Here is a 15,298-nt window from a genome sequence, read left to right as displayed (position 1 = left end):
CCGGTCAGCGACCGGTCTTGGGGGCGAAGAAGCGGCTGATCAGGCGGGCGACGACGTTCAGCCCCATCACCAGCATGATGAGCAGGAGCGCTGCCGTCCAGGCCCGGTCGATGGCGAACTCCGGCGGCACCCCGGGCTGGGTGAGCTGGTAGTAGGCGTAGACGGGCAGCGTCGCCATGCGCCCGTCGAACGGGTCGAAGTTGGTGGCGTTGGTGATGCCGACGGTGATCAGCAGCGGGGCGGTCTCACCGATGACGCGGGCGATGGCCAGCGTGACGCCGGTGCCGATGCCGGCGATCGCCGTCGGGATGACCACCTTGGTGATGGTCCGCCACTTGGGGACGCCGAGGGCGTAGGAGGCCTCGCGCAGCTCGTTCGGGACCAGCTTGAGCACCTCCTCGGCCGAGCGGACGACCACCGGGATCATCAGCACCGACAGCGCGATCGCGCCCATGATGCCCAGCCGGATGCCGGGGCCGAAGATGAGCACGAAGAGCGCATAGGCGAACAGGCCGGCGACGATCGACGGGATGCCGGTCATGACGTCGACGAAGAAGGTGATGGCGCGCTTCAGGCGCCCCCGCGCGTACTCGGTGAGGTAGATCGCCGTCATCAGGCCGATGGGCACCGAGAGCAGCGTGGTGAGCAGCGTGATGATGAGCGTGCCCATCAGCGCGTGGTAGGCGCCACCGCCCTCACCGATGATGCCCTGCAGCGACGCTCCGAAGAACTCGCCGTCGAGGCGCTCGATGCCCCGGCTGACGACCTCCCAGATCAGGGCGACGAGCGGCACCATCGCGATGCCGAACGCGGCGGTCACCAGCGAGGTGACCAGCCGGTCGGTGGCGGTCCGCCGGCCCTCGGTCACCCGGGAGACGACGTAGACCGCGACCGTCCCCAGCACCACCGCGTAGATCACGAACAGCACGATGGTGAAGCCCGTCAGGGCGCTCAGCACGGCGGCGACCGCCACCCCGGCGGCGAAGACGGCCAGCGGGACCCAGCGCGGCAGCGAGCCGTCCTGCCGCTGCTGCGGACGGGTGGGCGCGGAGGACCCGGTCGTGGGGGTGGGCGTCTGGACGCTCATCAGTTGGCTCCGGAGAAGTCGGCGCGGCGGTTGACGATCCAGCGCGCCAGCATGTTCACCGCGAGCGTGATGACGAAGAGCGCGAGGCCGCTGGCGATCAGCGTGTTGACGTCGATACCGGTGGACTCGGGGAAGTCGAGGGCGATGTTGGCCGCGATGGTGGCCGGGTTCGCGCTGCTGATCAGGTTGAAGGTGATGCCGCCGGAGACCGACAGGATGATCGCGACGGCCATCGTCTCGCCGAGCGCGCGCCCCAGGCCGAGCATGGCGCCACCGATGATGCCGCTCTTGCCGTAGGGGATCACCGCCATCTTGATCATCTCCCAGCGGGTGGCGCCCAGGGCCAGCGCGGCCTCCTTGTGCAGCGTCGGCACCTGGCGGAAGACCTCGCGGGAGATGGCGCTGATGATCGGCAGGATCATGATCGCGAGCACGAGCCCGACGGTGAGCATCGTCCGGCCGGTGGAGGACGTCGGCCCGGCGAACAGCGGGATGAACCCGAGGTTCTCCTCGAGCCAGCGGTAGAACGGGACGAGCTTGGGGGCCAGCCAGAAGATGCCCCAGAAGCCGTAGACGATGCTGGGGATGGCGGCGAGCAGGTCGACGACGTAGCCCAGCCCCTGGGCCATCCGGCGCGGTGCGTAGTGCGTGATGAACAGGGCGATCGCCACGGCCAGGGGCGTGGCGACCACCAGCGCGATGATCGCCGAGAGCAGGGTGCCGAAGAGCAGCGGGGCGATGTAGCCGAGCAGCCCCTCGTCGCCGGGGATCTCCTCGGCCGGAGCGGTGAACGCCGGCAGCGCCTCAGCCATCAGGAAGGCCGCGACGCCGGCGAGGATGACGAGGATCAGGATGCCCGCGCCCTTGGCGGTGCCCGCGAAGATGCGGTCGCCGGGCCTGCTCGGTGGCTTGGTCGTGCTCTGGTCGGACGGCGTCCGGGTGGCTGTCACCGCTGCTCCGTGGGGTGTGGGCGATCTGGTGCTGGGGACTTCCTACCCGTCGCCGGGCGGCGCAACGGCCCGGGGCGTCGGACGACGCCCCGGGCCGGTGCCAGGTGGTGCGGGATCACCAGGGCTCAGGTCACCCGGCGACCGTGATGGCCTGGATCGCCGACTCCGCCTGCTCGCGCAGCCCGTCGGAGATCGGTGCGGACCCGGCGGCCTCGGCCGCGGCCTGCTGGCCCTCCTCGCTCACGACGTAGGTCATGAAGTCCTTGACCAGGTCGGCGGTCTCCTGGTCCTCGTACTCGACACAACCGATGTGGTAGCTGACCAGCACGATCGGGTAGTTGCCCGACTCGGTGGTGTCGCGGGCCAGGTCGATCGCGTAGCTGTACTCCGGCCGGTTGGCGTCGTCCACCTGCTCGGAGTTCTCCACGACCGCAGCCGCGGCCTCGGCCGAGGGCGGGACGAACTCCTCCCCGACACCGACGTTGGCGACACCGAGGTCGCCGGCCTGGCTCAGGTCGGCGTAGCCGATGGCGCCGTTGCCGGCCTCGACCGCGCTGACCACGCCCGAGGTGCCCTGCGCGGCCTCGCCACCGGCGACCGGCCAGTCACCGCTGGCCTCGTGCGGCCAGGCGTCGCCCGCGGCGGCGGCCAGGTACTCGGTGAAGTTCTCCGTGGTGCCCGACTCGTCGGACCGGTTGACCGGCGTGATCGGCAGGTCCGGCAGCGTGGCGTCGGGGTTCGCCTCGGCGATCGCCGGGTCGTTCCAGTTCGTGATCTGCTGGTTGAAGATCCCGGCGATCACGGCCGGGGGGAGGTTCAGCTCGTCGACGCCCTCGAGGTTGTAGACGACCGCGATCGGCGCGATGTAGTTGACCAGCTCGAAGATCCCGGAGGGGCCGCAGCGCTCCTCGGCCTGGGCGAGCTCCTCCTCGTCGAGGTAGGCATCCGAGCCGGCGAAGTCGGTGCCCCCGGCGAGGAACTGCTCGCGGCCGCCGCCGGAGCCGACCGGGTCGTAGTTGACGGTGACGTCGGGCTGGACGCTCGAGTAGCCGGCGGTCCACCCCTGCATGGCGGCCTGCTGGGCACTGGAGCCGGCCCCTACCAGCGTGCCGCTCAGCTCGGAGCTGGAGCCGGTGCCGGTGTCGCTGCTGCTGCTCGCCGTCTCGTTGGAGGCGCCGCAGGCGGCGAGCGCGAGGGTGCTGGCGAGCGCAACGGAGAGCGTGGTGGCGCGCGTCTTGGTGCTGAGCTTCAACTCAGGGCCTCTCAGGTTCGCCCGGACCGATTCCGAGCAGCGTGGGACCGACGAGAGGGACGGTAGGGAGCCCAGGTGGCGGCATGGCCCAGGTGAGGTGAACGGACGGTGAACGACCGCCGAGGACTCAGATGATCATGCGTGGTGCGCGTCACGCCGGGTGACGATGCGGAGTTGCGACCTCGCCGGGAGGGGCCTGGCGGACCCAGGCCACGTCCACGGAGTACCGGGAGAAGCCCCGGCCCTCGTACAGCCGCACCGCCGTCGTGTTGTCCTCCTCCACGTAGAGGAGCACCTCGCCCAGGCCCTGCCCGCGCAGGTGCGCGAGCCCCAGGTCGGTGAGCGCGCGCCCCAGCCGCAGCCCCTGGGCGGCGGGGTCGACGCCCAGCACGTAGACCTCCCCGACCGGGGCGGGTCCGGCGGCACCGGCCGGGTGGACCTTGGTCCAGTGGAAGCCGAGCAGCTCACCCCCGGGCCCCGGCTCGCCGCGCCAGGCCATCAGGAACCCGGCCGGGTCGAACCACGGCTCGGCCTCCCGGCGCTCGAGGTCGGCACGGGTCATCCGCCCCTGCTCCGGGTGCCAGTCGAAGGCGCGCGCGTTGACCCGCAGCCACGCCTCCTCGTCCCGCCCTGGGACGAACGGCACCACGCGGACGTCGCCGGGCAGCTCGGGACGCGGGTCGGGGTCGACGCCGGCCAGGTCGCGCCGCAGCTGCAGCAGGACGCGCGCCCGTCGGAACCCGTGGGGGGTCAGCAGCTCGGCCGACCCGGGCAGGTCCCCGTGCGCCCAGATGCTCAGCGGCCGGTCGCCGGCGGCGTGGAGGAGGCGCCGCAGCAGCGCGGTGCCGTGGCCGCGGCGGCGCAGCGCCGGGTGCACCACCAGCTCGGCGGTGCCGTCGTCGAGCCGGGCGTAGCCGGCGAGCGCGCCGTCCGCGTCGCGGACGGTGAGGTCCTGACCGCCGGGGGAGCCGTGCCGGAGGCGCAGCTCGGCCTCCTCGGACACCGGGCGCACCCCGTCGGCGGCGCCGGCGGCGCGGAGCAGGTCCAGGACGCCGGCGACGTCGGGTTCGTGCATCACCCGGCCATCAGACCAGTTCGGCGCCCGCCTGGTGGTCGGCGGTGGCCGCGCGGTCCTCGGCGGCCGCGCGGGCGGTCGCGTCCGCCACCTGCTGGTCGAGCTTGTAGCCGACGTTGCGCACGGTGCCGATCAGCGCCTCGTGCTCGGTGCCGAGCTTGGCCCGCAGCCGGCGCACGTGGACGTCGACGGTGCGGGTGCCGCCGAAGTAGTCGTAGCCCCAGATCTCCTGCAGGAGCTGCGCGCGGGAGAAGACCCGGCCCGGGTGCTGGGCCAGGTACTTCAGCAGCTCGAACTCCTTGTAGGTGAGGTCGAGCGGGCGGCCGCGCAGCTTGGCGGAGTAGCTGTGCTCGTCGATCACCAGCTCGCCGGCCTGGGTGAGCCCGCCGTCGCCGCCGTCGGCGGGGGTCGCGGCGGCCAGGCGCCGGGCGGTGGCCCACTTCAGCCGGGCGTCGACCTCGGCGGGGCCGGCGGTGTCCAGCAGCACGTCGTCGACGCCCCAGTCCGCCGACAGCGCGACCAGGCCACCCTCGGAGAGGACGGCGACCAGGGCCGCCGCCACGCCGGTCGAGGAGAGCAGCCCGCAGAGGGTGCGCGCCTGGATGAGGTCGTACCGGGCATCGACGAGGACGACGTCGCCGGAGTCACCGTCCAGCAGGCTGGAGAGCTCGGGGGCCACGACGCGGACCTGGTGGCCGAGCAGGCCCAGGGCGGGCAGGACCTCGGTGGTCGCTTGGCGGGCGGCGGTCATGAGCACGAGTCGCATGGCGTCTCCTCAGGGGTCCGGGGCCGACGGGTGCCGACCGGACCTGCGACAACGCTGTCGAGGTGAGAGGGCAGGATAGCGGACCTGCGGGCCCGACCGTCGTTCCCACCGGGACACGGCCGGTCGAGGTGCGCCCCCGCGACGCGCGCGGCTGCCCCGGGGGTGGTCGTCCGGGCCGCTGCTCCCGGGTCCCGGCTCGTCGAGCGGATCGGACGCCGGGCTTCTGAGACGATCGGTCGGTGAGCTCCACCGCCGTCCCGTCGACGACGCCGGCCCGCCCGCACCACGTGCCGGCCGCGGGCCTCGCCGTCGTGGCGGCGGGGCTGCTCGCCGGGCTCCCCGTGGTGCTCGGCGACGTCGGGACGCTGGCCGCCGTCCTCGTGCTCCAGCTGGCGCTGGTCCTCTCCTGGGTGCTCGCCACCGGGATGCAGGGCTTCGGGGCGTCGCTGGCCGTCGGCACCGCCGCCGCCGTGGCCGCGGACCTCGCGCTGGTGCTGCCCGAGGACCCGGTGCCCGGCGGCCTGCTGGCCGTGCTCGGCGTCGGCTTCCTCGCCGCCGTGCTGCAGCAGATGGTGCGCACCCCGCGGGACGCCCTGGTCGACTCGCTGGCGGGCTCCGCCGTCCTGCTGACCGCCGTCGGCGCGCTGGCCGCTCTGCTCCTGCTGGGCCGGGCCGACGACGGCGGCCTGGCCACCGCCGCGTTGGTCGCCGGGGTCGCGCTGGTCGTCGGCCACCTCGTCGACCAGGTGCTGCCGCGGCCCCAGCTCGCCCCCGGCGTCCCCCGCGGGCTGCTCGGCGTCGTGCTCGCCGTCCTGGCGGGCGCGGCGACGGCGTGGGCTCTCCGCGACCTGGCCGGGCTGGGCGCGCTGCGTGCCCCAGCGGTCGGTGCCGTCGTCGCCGGGGTGGTGGCCCTGGTGGCGGTGGCCGGGAGCTACCTCGCCGTCGAGACGACGAGCGAGGGGGAGGCCGAGGCGTTGTCGCCGTGGGCGCCCACCGTGGTGCAGGTCGTGCTGCCCTTCGCCGCCTGCGCGCCGGTGGCCCTCGCGCTCCTCACCGTCCTGTGAAGGTGCTCGCCGTCCTGCTCGTGCTGGTGGTCGCCGCGGGGATCGTCCTCGACCGCGTCGCCGAGAACATCGCCGAGGGCCAGGTGGCCGACGAGCTGGCGAGCCAGGGGGCGCTGGCCGGCGCGCCTGAGGTGGAGGTCGGCGGCTTCCCCTTCCTCACCCAGGCCGTCGGCGGGCGCTACGAGGAGATCCGCATCTCGCTGACCGCCGACGTGCTGGGGCAGCCCGAGGGGACCCGCGCCGATGTCACCCTCCGCGGGGTGCACGTGGCCCTCTCCGCGCTGCGGGCGGGCACCGTGGAGGAGGTGCCGGTCGAGCGCATCGAGGGCACCGCGACGCTCTCCTACGCACTCCTGGCCCGCGAGCTCGGCGGCGACACCGTCCTCGAGCGGGAGGGGGACGGGCTGCGGATCACCCGCACGGTGGAGGCGCTGGGCCGCAGCGTGCCGCTCACCGCCGCCGGCACCGTCTCGCTCGACGGGGACGAGCTCGTGATCGACGTGGACCGGGCGTCCGGGGTCGGCGTCGACCTGCCCGGCGTCCTCGTGGACCGGGCCACCGACCTGCTCGACCTGCGCTACCCGGTCGAGCTCCCCTACGGGCTGCGGCTCACGGACGTGACCCCGCGGGAGGGCGGCGTCGCGGTGCGCGCGGTCGCCGAGGACGCGGTCATCGGCCCGGAATAGCGCTGCGGCCGGGCCGGGTTGTGCCCTCCGGGACCCGAGGAGGACGTGTGGAGACGGCAGCGGTGTTCGACCGGCTGGGTGTGCGCCCGGCCGAGGCGGATCTGACCGTCGTCCAGTTCTCCACCGCCTTCTGCGGGCCGTGCCGCGCCACCCGTGCCCGGCTGGCGCGGCTGGCCGCGCTCCGGCCCGGGCTGGCCACCGTCCACGTCGACGCGGAGAGCCACCTGGACGCCGTCCGGGAGCTGGGGGTCCGGCGGACGCCGACGCTCTTCTACCTGGACCGGGACGGGCGGCTGCTCGGCCGCCGCAGCGGTGCGCCGCAGCCGGAGGAGCTCCTCGCCCTGGTGGAGGCGCACGTGGGTGGGCCGACGGGCCGGTCGTCGTGATCGGCTACCCTCGCGCCGTGGGCATCCTGCTGACCTCGCGCCGCACAGTCGACCTGTGCCGCGTCGGCAGCTGCCTGTGTCCCGCCCTCTGAGGGCGGCACTGCGCCGTCCAGACGCGCCCTCCGCGCCGTCGGGATGCCCCCTCTCCCGCTGATTCAGCGCTGCGAGCGATCCGCGTCGTCCCGCACCACCCGACCGACCGACCGCACACACCGATCATCCGGAGGACCACCACCATGAGCCGCAACGACGTGCTCGTCACCGTCGACTGGGTCCAGGAGCACCTGGGCGAGCCCGGCCTCGTCCTCGTCGAGGTCGACGAGGACACCACCGCCTACGACGGCGGCCACATCGAGGGCGCCGTCAAGCTGGACTGGAAGAAGGACCTCCAGGACCCGCTGCGCCGCGACTACCTCGACAAGGGCGCCTTCGAGGAGCTGCTGTCCAGCCGCGGCATCGCCAACGAGGACACGGTCGTCCTCTACGGCGGCAACAACAACTGGTTCGCCGCCTACGCCTACTGGTACTTCAAGATCTACGGCCACTCCGACGTCAAGCTGATGGACGGCGGCCGCAAGAAGTGGGAGCTGGACGGTCGCCCGCTCTCCAAGGACGCCGTGCAGCGCCCGGAGACGCAGTACAAGGCGTCCGAGCCGGACCTGTCGATCCGCGCGTTCCGCGACGAGGTCGTGGCGTCCATCGGTTCGAAGAACATCGTCGACGTGCGCTCGCCCGACGAGTTCTCCGGCAAGATCCTCGCCCCCGCCCACCTGCCGCAGGAGCAGTCGCAGCGGGCGGGCCACGTGCCCACGGCGATCAACATCCCCTGGAGCAAGGCGGCCAACGAGGACGGCACCTTCAAGTCCGACGAGGAGCTCGCCAAGCTCTACGCCGAGCAGGGCTACGACGAGAGCAAGCCGACCATCGCCTACTGCCGCATCGGCGAGCGCTCGAGCCACACCTGGTTCGTGCTGCGCGAGCTGCTCGGCAAGACCGACGTCAAGAACTACGACGGCAGCTGGGTGGAGTACGGCTCGCTCGTCGGCGTCCCGATCGAGAAGTGAGCTGACATGTGCGGAGCGCCGAAGCAGGGCGGCACCCTGGACGGGATCGACCTGAGCACCCAGACGGTCATCCAGGGCTCGGTGTGGCACGACGGTGCGCCGGTGGCCGGGGCCTACGTCCGGCTGCTGGACGCCACCGACGAGTTCACCGCCGAGGTGGTCACCAGCCCGGAGGGTGAGTTCCGGTTCTTCGCCGCGCCGGGGCCGTGGAAGCTGCGTGCCCTGGCCGCGGTCGGCAAGGGGGAGCGCGTGCTCTCCGCCGACGTCGGGCTGAACGAGACCACGGTCGCCCTCGGTTGAGGACCCCGTCCCCCTGAGCGCTCGCGAGCTCGCGGCGAGCCTCTGAACGGGGCCGGAAGAACATCGCAGCGCCCGTCCCGGTACGCCGGGGCGGGCGCTGCGGCGTCTCAGGAGACGCCCGGGGGCAGCCGGCGAGGACCGGCCTCGGCCGGCCGCGGCCGGTCCTCGGGGAAGGCGCGCACCGCCACGATGGCGACGTCGTCGGCGCCTGCGTCGGGCACCAGCCGGCCGAGGACGACGTCCAGCAGCTCCTCCAGCGGCATGCCGCCCAGGTCCCGCAGCGCCTCCCGCAGCCGCTCCAGGCCCTCGTCGAGGTCGATGTCGCGCCGTTCCACCAGCCCGTCGGTGACCAGCAAGAGGGTGTGCCCGTCGGGCAGTTCGGCGGTCTGGTCGCTGCGCGGCGCGTCGGGGTCGATCCCGAGCATCAGCTCGGGGCGGCTGGTGAGCAGCGCGCTCGTGCCGTCGGGCGCCACCAGCACCGGGGGCAGGTGCCCGGCGTTGCTCCACCGCAGCAGCCGCCGTCCGGCGACGGGGTCCCCGGGGTGCCGCTCGATGCGCGCCAGGACCGCCGTGGCCAGGGTGGAGACCGCCAGCCCGCGGGCGGCGTGCTCCACCCGGGTGAGGGTCGTCGCCGGGCCGCCCTCGGCGGCGTACGCCAGGGCCCGCAGCAACCCGCGGAGCTGTCCCATGGCCGCGGCCGCGCTGCTGTCGTGGCCGACGACGTCGCCGATGACCAGCATCGTGGCCCCGTCCGGCTGCAGGAAGGCGTCGTACCAGTCGCCCCCCACCTGCGCCTCGTGCGCCGCGGGCCGGTAGCGGACGGCGATCTGCAGGTGGTCGGGCTCGGGTGGCGGCGTGAGCAGGGACTGCTGCAACCGGTCGGAGAGCGCGCGGTCGGCCGCGGCCCGGGCGGCCAGCGCCTCGAGCTCCGCGGCCTGCCGCTGGGCGGCCAGCCGGTCGGTGAGGTCGCGGAAGGAGACCACCACGCCGGTGAGCTCCCCGCCCTCCACGGTGGGCACGACCACCATCTCGACCGGGATCGGCGTGCCGTCGCTGCGCCACAGCGTCTCGTGGTCGGCGACGACGGTGCGGCCGGTGCGCAACGCCTGCCAGACCGGGCACTCCTCGCGGGGGTAGGGGCTCCCGTCGGGGCGCCGGCTGTGGATCATGGCGTGCTGGTCGCGGCCGAGCTGCTCGCCGGGGCGGTAGCCGGTGAGGCGGGCCGCGGCGGGGTTGAGGAACTCGACCCGACCGTCGGCGTCGAGGCCGTAGATGCCGTCGGCGACGTTGGCCAGCACGCGCTCGGTGATGGCCAGGGCGCGGGTCAGCTTGGCCTCGGTCTCCCGCAGGACCTCCAGGTCCTGCGCCCGGGCGGTGGCGACCTGGCGCAGCGTGGTGGCCTCGGCGCCGGCCGCCCGCGCCTCGGCGGTGAGCCGCTCGTTCTCCAGCCGCTCGGTGACGTCCAGCCCGGTGACGAGCAGGTACTCCTCCTGCGTGCCCTCGCTGACCAGCTGCAGGGTCAGGTCGGCGACCCGCCGCCGGCCGTCGGCGAGGAAGAAGTCCGTGGCCGCGCGCACCGGCTCGCCGCCGGCGGCCACCTGCAGGCACCAGGCGGTCACCCGGGCGCGGGCGTCCTCGTCACCGGCCCACCAGCCGACGTCCCACAGCGGCCGGCCGAGCTGCTCGCGGCGGTCGAAGCCGCAGTCCTCCAGGGCCAGTCGGTTGGCGGTGAGCAACCTGCCGCCGGTGTCGCAGACCGCGGCGAGCAGCAGCGAGGAGTCCTGCAGCACCGAGAACCACGAGGGCGCCCCGGGCAGCGCCTCCTCGCCCGGTATCGGCGCCGCGCTGCGGCCGGCCTGGCCCATCTGGATGTCCGCTCCTCCCCGCTGGTGCCCGCGTGCGCAAGGCCGGTCCAGCCTGCCGTACGACCCTCCCGGGCCACCAGCGACCCGGCCTGTCGCGTCGGCCTCACCCCCGGCCACCGGGGTGCACGCACGACGGCGCCCGCCCCGGCGTGGAGCCGGAGCGGGCGCCTGGGGTCGTGCGCGGGCTCAGCCGCAGAGCCCCTCGGGGATCGAGGTCACGCACCGGTTCTTGTCGAAGTCGACGTCCCCGGTCTCGTCCCAGTTGATGTCGGCCGGCTGGTTGCCCTTGGCCTTGTTGCGCTCGACGTCACCGCTGGGGTCGAACGGCGCGAGCCCCGGCACGGAGCCGCTGGAGAGGACGACGATGCCGCCCTGGAGCGCGCTGTCCGGCGCGGCCGGGACGTTGTCGAAGACCCGGTTCTCCCTGACCCGGAAGTCCTGTGCCCCGACCAGCGCGATGCCACCACCGCTGAGGGTGGGCGCGCCTTCTTCGCCGCCCTCACCCGGGCACAGCTTGTTGTTCGCGGACATCTCGTTCTTCCGCAGCTCCCAGTCGGTGACCGGCCCGGGGGCGCCGGCCAGCAGCAGGGTGCCGACGCAGTTGCCGACGCCGACGTTGCCCTGCATCTTGCCGACGCTGGCGTTCCGGTAGAAGTAGCCGATCTCGTTGTCCGCCGAGTAGTTCCCGTGGACGTGGGCGTCGGCGTGCGGGCTGTCGCCGATGTAGAAGCCCGCCTCGGCGTTCCCGGTGGCCTTGTTGCCGTGGAAGGTGGTGCCCTCGGTGGCGAAGCTGGCGGCGCCGTACCCGCCGTTGTCGGTGAACCTGCTGTCGCTCACCTTCAGGTCCTCGGTCGCGACGGCGATCAGCCCGTCGCCGGCCGCGCCGGTGACGGTGACGCCGCGGACGCTGACCCCGCTCACCCGGTCGCCGGCCTCGAAGGTCTCGAGGTCGATCTCGCCGAGGATGCAGATGCCGGACACGCGGTCGGTCTCGGGGCCCTCCAGGGTGTCGCAGGCGGTCGGTGCCGCCCCGGCGGGCGCGATGACCACGCGGTGGCCGAGCAGCGTGATGCCGTCCTTCTGGATCGTGACGGACTCGTGGTACGTGCCGGGTGGGATGCGGATCGTGTCACCCGGTTTCGCGGCGTCCACCGCGGCCTGGATGCTGAAGCCGGCGTGCGGGTGGCCGGGCTTCTTCCCGCCGTCCGCGGCCGCCGGTCCGGCTACGCCGACAGCGACCAGGGCGGTGGCGGACGCCACCGCCAGGAGTCGTGCTCTACCGATGTGCATGGGTGCTCCCCGGTTCCGGGCGGCGGCCCCCGGTGGGCGGACGTCGTTATCCGCCGCGCGTCGCCCTGAGGGGGGCAGCCTCCGCCCGGCCCCTGGAGGCGCGGAACCCCCGATTTCGGGGGGTTCCGTCAGAGCACGGGGCCGGGGGCCGGTTCCGCCATCGCGCGGCCGGAGCAGCGCTCGGTGTCCAGCACCGGACCCGCTCCCCTGGGCGTAGGTGGTCGCGGCGACCGCAGGCCGCGCCCCGGCGGCCGTCTGAGGCCGGGCCGCGGCGTCGTCACTACGGTGGTCGCCATGGTCTCTGCCTGGCTCCTGGTCACCTTGACGGCGTCGTCCGCCGTGGCGCTCGGCTACGGCGCCGTCCGGCTCTCCCGCGGCCCGAAGGCGGGCCGGCGGTGACCGCCCCCACCGAGCTGCCGGTGCCCGACACCGCCGACGTCCGCAGCGGGCCGGAGGTGTCGGAGGAGATCCTCTCCGTGCTCCCCCTCCTCGGGGAGTGGCACGGCGAGGGCCAGGCGGCCGGGACCGGCGGCGACCACCGGTTCGGTCAGTGGGTCCGCTTCGCCCACGACGGCCGGGGTTTCCTCGCCTACGAGTCCCGCACCTGGCGGCTCACCGACGACGGGAGGATCGTGGGCCCGGACGTCCGGGAGACCGGCTTCTGGCGGCCCCGCGGCGGCGACGAGGTCGAGCTGCTCGTGGCCAGCCCCGACGGGCTCGTGGAGATCTACGTCGGCACCGCGCGCACGACCACGAGCTGGGAGCTGACCAGCGACGTGCTGGCCCGGACGCCGGACGCCCCGGAGGTCACCCGCGCGGTGCGGCTCTACGGCATCGTCGAGGGCGCCCTCATGTACGCCATCGACCGCGCCGTGGGGGAGCAGCCGCCGCGCCCGGTGATGTCGGCCCGACTGGAGCGCATCCGGTGACCACCCCGCCCGCCACCCCGCGCGAGGTCGCCGACCGCTACGTCGACGCCGTCTGCGACCTGGACCCGATCGTCGCGACCTCCCTGGGTGCCCGCCCCGGGGACGACCGGCTCCCCGACGTGAGCCCGGCCGGCCTCGAGGCCGAGGCGGCCCTCGCCCGCGCCACGCTGACCGAGCTCGACCGGGTGCAGGCGGCCGACCCCGCGCTCGACGACGACCCGGTGGAGCGCCGCTGCGCCCGCCTCCTGCGGGAGCGGCTCGGCGCCGAGCTCGCCGTCCACGAGGCCGGTGAGGGGTTCCGGTCGCTCAACAACCTGTTCAGCCCGCTGCACTCGATCCGCCAGGTGTTCATGCTCATGCCGGCAGCGACGGAGGAGGACTGGTCCGTCCTCGCCCGCCGGCTGGCCCGCGTGCCGGAGGCCTACCGTGGCTACCGGGAGACGCTGGCCGAGGGGGCGCGCCGGGGGCTGCTCGTCGCCCCGCGGCAGGTGCGCACCGTGCTCGCCCAGCTCGACGAGTGGTCCAGCGGCCCGTTCTTCGCCTCGTTCGTCGCCACCGGCCCCGAGGCGCTGCGGGGCGAGCTCGCGTCGGCCGCGCGCGCCGCGGACGAGGCGGTCGTCGAGGTCCGCGACTTCCTGCGGGACGGGTACGCCCCTCGCACCGAGGGGACACCGGACGCCGTCGGGCGGGACCGCTACGCCGTGGCCGCCCGCCGCTGGACCGGATCGGACCTCGGTGCCGGCCGCGGGCTGGAGGAGGCCTACGCCTGGGGCTGGGCCGAGCACCGGCGGATCCTGGCCGAGCAGCGCGTTGAGGCCGACCGGGTGCACGAGGGCGCGACGCCGCTGGAGGCGATGCGCCGGCTGTCGCTCGAGGGCCCCGCGGTCGAGGGCGTGGCGGCGATCCGCGAGCGGCTGCAGCAGATGATGGACGAGGCGATCGCGGCGCTGGACGGCACGCACTTCGACCTCGCCGAGCCGGTGAAGCGGGTGGAGGCGATGATCGCCCCGCCGGGGAGCGCCGCCGCGCCGTACTACACCCGTCCCGCCCAGGACTTCTCCCGGCCGGGCCGGACCTGGCTGCCCACGCTGGGCCGCACCCGGTTCCCGCTCTGGGACCTCGTGTCGATCTGGTACCACGAGGGCGTCCCCGGCCACCACCTGCAGCTCGCGCAGTGGGTGCACGTGTCCGGGCAGCTGTCGACCTACCAGACGTCGTTGGGCTCGGTGGGTGCGAACGTCGAGGGGTGGGCGCTCTACGCCGAGCGGCTGATGGACGAGCTCGGGTACTTCGCCGACCCCGGCGAGCGGCTCGGGTTCCTCGACGCCCAGCAGCTGCGCTCGGTGCGCGTGGTCATCGACATCGGCATGCACCTGGGCCTGCCCGTCCCCGACGACGCCGACGGCGTGCTGGCCGAGCACCGCGGCCGGCCGTGGACCCCCGAGCTCGCCCGCGCGTTCCTGGGCGAGCACTCCGGTGCGGACGTCGCCTTCCTGGACAGCGAGCTGGTGCGCTACCTCGGCCTACCGGGGCAGGCGATCAGCTACAAGCTCGGCGAGCGGGCCTGGCGGGACGGTCGGGCCGCGGCGCAGCGCGCCCGGGGTGCCGGCTTCGACCTCAAGGCCTGGCACATGGCCGCCCTCTCGCAGGGGTCGCTGGGGCTGGACGACCTCGCGGGCGAGCTGGCGCTGCTCTAGTCGCGCCGCGGCAGGGGGTTGACCGGGTCGTCGGCGTGACCGACCCGGTCCTCCGCCGCGCTCGGCAGGGCCTCCAGCGCGGGTGCGGCCAGGAGCTCGGCGACGCAGGCGACGCTGCCCCCGACGTAGGTGCTCATCAGGTCGATGTCGGTGGCGACCACCCAGGAGCGGTCGGCCGGCCACCACAGGTTGGCGCTCTGCTCGGAGGGCTCGGGCGCCAGGTTGCGCGCCGCGTCGGCGGCCGCGCCCCGCACCAGCACCGCGTCGCGCTGCCGGGGCAGCGGCAGCGTGGGCGCCCCGCGCAGCTCGGCGGCGTCGAACCCGAAGCCGGCCCACCGGCCCAGCAGGCAGTCGTCGGGCCTGCCGGTGTGGCGGGCGAGGACGGCTGCCATGCGCGCGGCGACGCCGGTGGGCAGGTGCCCCTCGGCGGGCGCGCCGTCCCAGTCGGGGGGCTGGCTGTCCTCGGTCAGGTACTCCCAGCCGCCGGTCACCGCGGGCCACTGCATCAGCGGGTGGGCGACGGTGCCGTTGAGCGCGGCGACGTCGGCCCAGGCCACCTCGACGTCGTCGTCGCCCTCGTACCGGTAGGCGGGGTGCAGCACGCGGGCGTAGGCCGGGAAGAGCGGCGGCACGAGCGCGGCCACGGTGCCCCAGCAGGCGCGGGCGACGGCCTCGGCGACCCAGGTGCCGGTGGAGACGTCGGTCTCGACGGGCAGACCGCCGAGCTGCACGAGCGCCTCCTGGGAACGGACAACCCCCGGGCTGCTCCGCGGCGCTCCCGGAGGAGCTGCACGCGGGCCGACTGGACAAATGTCGGCGGCCCGGGGGTCGGGTGACTGTCCGGTTCTCGCTCGCCGCCGTGCGACGGACGGGCGATCCTGCCGTCG

Annotated in this window: 15 protein-coding genes; 7 read left to right on the top strand and 8 right to left on the bottom strand. The window is 74.3% G+C overall.

All coding sequences use genetic code 11. The annotated features are described in order from the left end of the window. Window positions 1–4: 4 nt before the first annotated feature. The 5 genes from pstA to ACI792_RS15840 all read right to left on the bottom strand — a co-directional run bounded on the left by pstA (window position 5) and on the right by ACI792_RS15840 (window position 5,130). On the bottom strand, window positions 5–1,087 hold the full coding sequence (gene pstA / locus ACI792_RS15860; protein ID WP_456603440.1) for a phosphate ABC transporter permease PstA: 1,083 nt from the start codon (window positions 1,085–1,087) through the stop codon (window positions 5–7). Continuing rightward, a complete protein-coding gene (pstC, locus tag ACI792_RS15855; RefSeq protein WP_456603439.1) occupies window positions 1,087–2,037 on the bottom strand; it encodes a phosphate ABC transporter permease subunit PstC in 951 nt (316 codons plus the stop codon). The genes pstA and pstC overlap by 1 nt, the downstream gene beginning before the upstream one ends. Window positions 2,038–2,167: 130 nt before the next feature. Then, window positions 2,168–3,289: a phosphate ABC transporter substrate-binding protein PstS gene (gene pstS, locus ACI792_RS15850; protein WP_456603438.1), complete on the bottom strand. Its 1,122-nt coding sequence runs from the start codon at window positions 3,287–3,289 to the stop codon at window positions 2,168–2,170. 151 nt (window positions 3,290–3,440) lie between these two features. Then, on the bottom strand, window positions 3,441–4,364 hold the full coding sequence (gene mshD / locus ACI792_RS15845) for a mycothiol synthase (RefSeq protein WP_456603478.1): 924 nt from the start codon (window positions 4,362–4,364) through the stop codon (window positions 3,441–3,443). Window positions 4,365–4,374: 10 nt separating this feature from the next. Then, window positions 4,375–5,130: a winged helix-turn-helix transcriptional regulator gene (locus ACI792_RS15840; RefSeq protein WP_456603437.1), complete on the bottom strand. Its 756-nt coding sequence runs from the start codon at window positions 5,128–5,130 to the stop codon at window positions 4,375–4,377. A gap of 239 nt (window positions 5,131–5,369) precedes the next feature. Here ACI792_RS15840 and ACI792_RS15835 point away from each other — a divergent pair, with 239 nt between their 5' ends. The 5 genes from ACI792_RS15835 (at window position 5,370) to ACI792_RS15815 (ending at window position 8,630) form a co-directional block, all read left to right on the top strand. Next, complete coding sequence (locus ACI792_RS15835) at window positions 5,370–6,194, top strand: hypothetical protein (protein WP_456603436.1); 825 nt, start codon at window positions 5,370–5,372, stop codon at window positions 6,192–6,194. Between the two features lie 2 nt (window positions 6,195–6,196). After that, a complete protein-coding gene (locus tag ACI792_RS15830) occupies window positions 6,197–6,880 on the top strand; it encodes an LmeA family phospholipid-binding protein (RefSeq protein ID WP_456603435.1) in 684 nt (227 codons plus the stop codon). Window positions 6,881–6,927: 47 nt separating this feature from the next. Continuing rightward, window positions 6,928–7,266 carry a thioredoxin family protein gene (locus tag ACI792_RS15825; RefSeq protein ID WP_456603434.1) on the top strand — a complete coding sequence of 113 codons (339 nt, stop codon included), beginning with the start codon at window positions 6,928–6,930 and terminating at the stop codon, window positions 7,264–7,266. 236 nt (window positions 7,267–7,502) lie between these two features. Further along, a complete protein-coding gene (locus tag ACI792_RS15820; RefSeq protein ID WP_456603433.1) occupies window positions 7,503–8,330 on the top strand; it encodes a sulfurtransferase in 828 nt (275 codons plus the stop codon). Between the two features lie 6 nt (window positions 8,331–8,336). Further along, complete coding sequence (locus ACI792_RS15815) at window positions 8,337–8,630, top strand: DUF1416 domain-containing protein (protein WP_456579789.1); 294 nt, start codon at window positions 8,337–8,339, stop codon at window positions 8,628–8,630. 107 nt (window positions 8,631–8,737) lie between these two features. Here the strand turns inward: ACI792_RS15815 and ACI792_RS15810 are convergent, their stop codons facing one another. Together ACI792_RS15810 and ACI792_RS15805 are read right to left on the bottom strand one after the other, a co-directional pair. Next, the gene (locus tag ACI792_RS15810) at window positions 8,738–10,495 is read right to left on the bottom strand and encodes a SpoIIE family protein phosphatase (RefSeq protein ID WP_456603432.1); all 1,758 of its coding nucleotides are present in this window, start codon (window positions 10,493–10,495) and stop codon (window positions 8,738–8,740) included. 186 nt (window positions 10,496–10,681) lie between these two features. Then, window positions 10,682–11,785, bottom strand: coding sequence for a right-handed parallel beta-helix repeat-containing protein (locus ACI792_RS15805; protein ID WP_456603431.1), 1,104 nt, complete (start codon window positions 11,783–11,785; stop codon window positions 10,682–10,684). Between the two features lie 395 nt (window positions 11,786–12,180). Between ACI792_RS15805 and ACI792_RS15800 the strand changes: the two genes are divergently transcribed. Both ACI792_RS15800 and ACI792_RS15795 read left to right on the top strand, forming a co-directional pair. Next, window positions 12,181–12,714: an FABP family protein gene (locus ACI792_RS15800; RefSeq protein WP_456603430.1), complete on the top strand. Its 534-nt coding sequence runs from the start codon at window positions 12,181–12,183 to the stop codon at window positions 12,712–12,714. Further along, a complete protein-coding gene (locus tag ACI792_RS15795) occupies window positions 12,711–14,411 on the top strand; it encodes a DUF885 domain-containing protein (RefSeq protein WP_456603429.1) in 1,701 nt (566 codons plus the stop codon). The genes ACI792_RS15800 and ACI792_RS15795 overlap by 4 nt, the downstream gene beginning before the upstream one ends. Here ACI792_RS15795 and ACI792_RS15790 read toward each other — a convergent pair. Next, window positions 14,408–15,142, bottom strand: coding sequence for a hypothetical protein (locus tag ACI792_RS15790; protein ID WP_456603428.1), 735 nt, complete (start codon window positions 15,140–15,142; stop codon window positions 14,408–14,410). The genes ACI792_RS15795 and ACI792_RS15790 overlap by 4 nt on opposite strands. Window positions 15,143–15,298 lie beyond the last annotated feature (156 nt).

Source organism: Blastococcus sp. SYSU DS0669, from assembly GCF_054050895.1.
The sequence above is the reverse complement of the archived record's forward strand: the minus strand, read 5'-3'. Positions and strand labels throughout refer to the sequence as shown.

Excerpts from the sequence above, each read along its gene's own strand:
- mshD (WP_456603478.1), bottom strand. The coding sequence starts at position 4,364 with ATGCACGAACCCGACGTCGCCGGCGTCCTGGACCTGCTCCGCGCCGCC.
- ACI792_RS15815 (WP_456579789.1), top strand. The coding sequence starts at position 8,337 with ATGTGCGGAGCGCCGAAGCAGGGCGGCACCCTGGACGGGATCGACCTG.
- ACI792_RS15820 (WP_456603433.1), top strand. The coding sequence starts at position 7,503 with ATGAGCCGCAACGACGTGCTCGTCACCGTCGACTGGGTCCAGGAGCAC.
- pstA (WP_456603440.1), bottom strand. The coding sequence starts at position 1,087 with ATGAGCGTCCAGACGCCCACCCCCACGACCGGGTCCTCCGCGCCCACC.
- ACI792_RS15810 (WP_456603432.1), bottom strand. The coding sequence starts at position 10,495 with ATGGGCCAGGCCGGCCGCAGCGCGGCGCCGATACCGGGCGAGGAGGCG.
- ACI792_RS15840 (WP_456603437.1), bottom strand. The coding sequence starts at position 5,130 with ATGCGACTCGTGCTCATGACCGCCGCCCGCCAAGCGACCACCGAGGTC.
- ACI792_RS15805 (WP_456603431.1), bottom strand. The coding sequence starts at position 11,785 with ATGCACATCGGTAGAGCACGACTCCTGGCGGTGGCGTCCGCCACCGCC.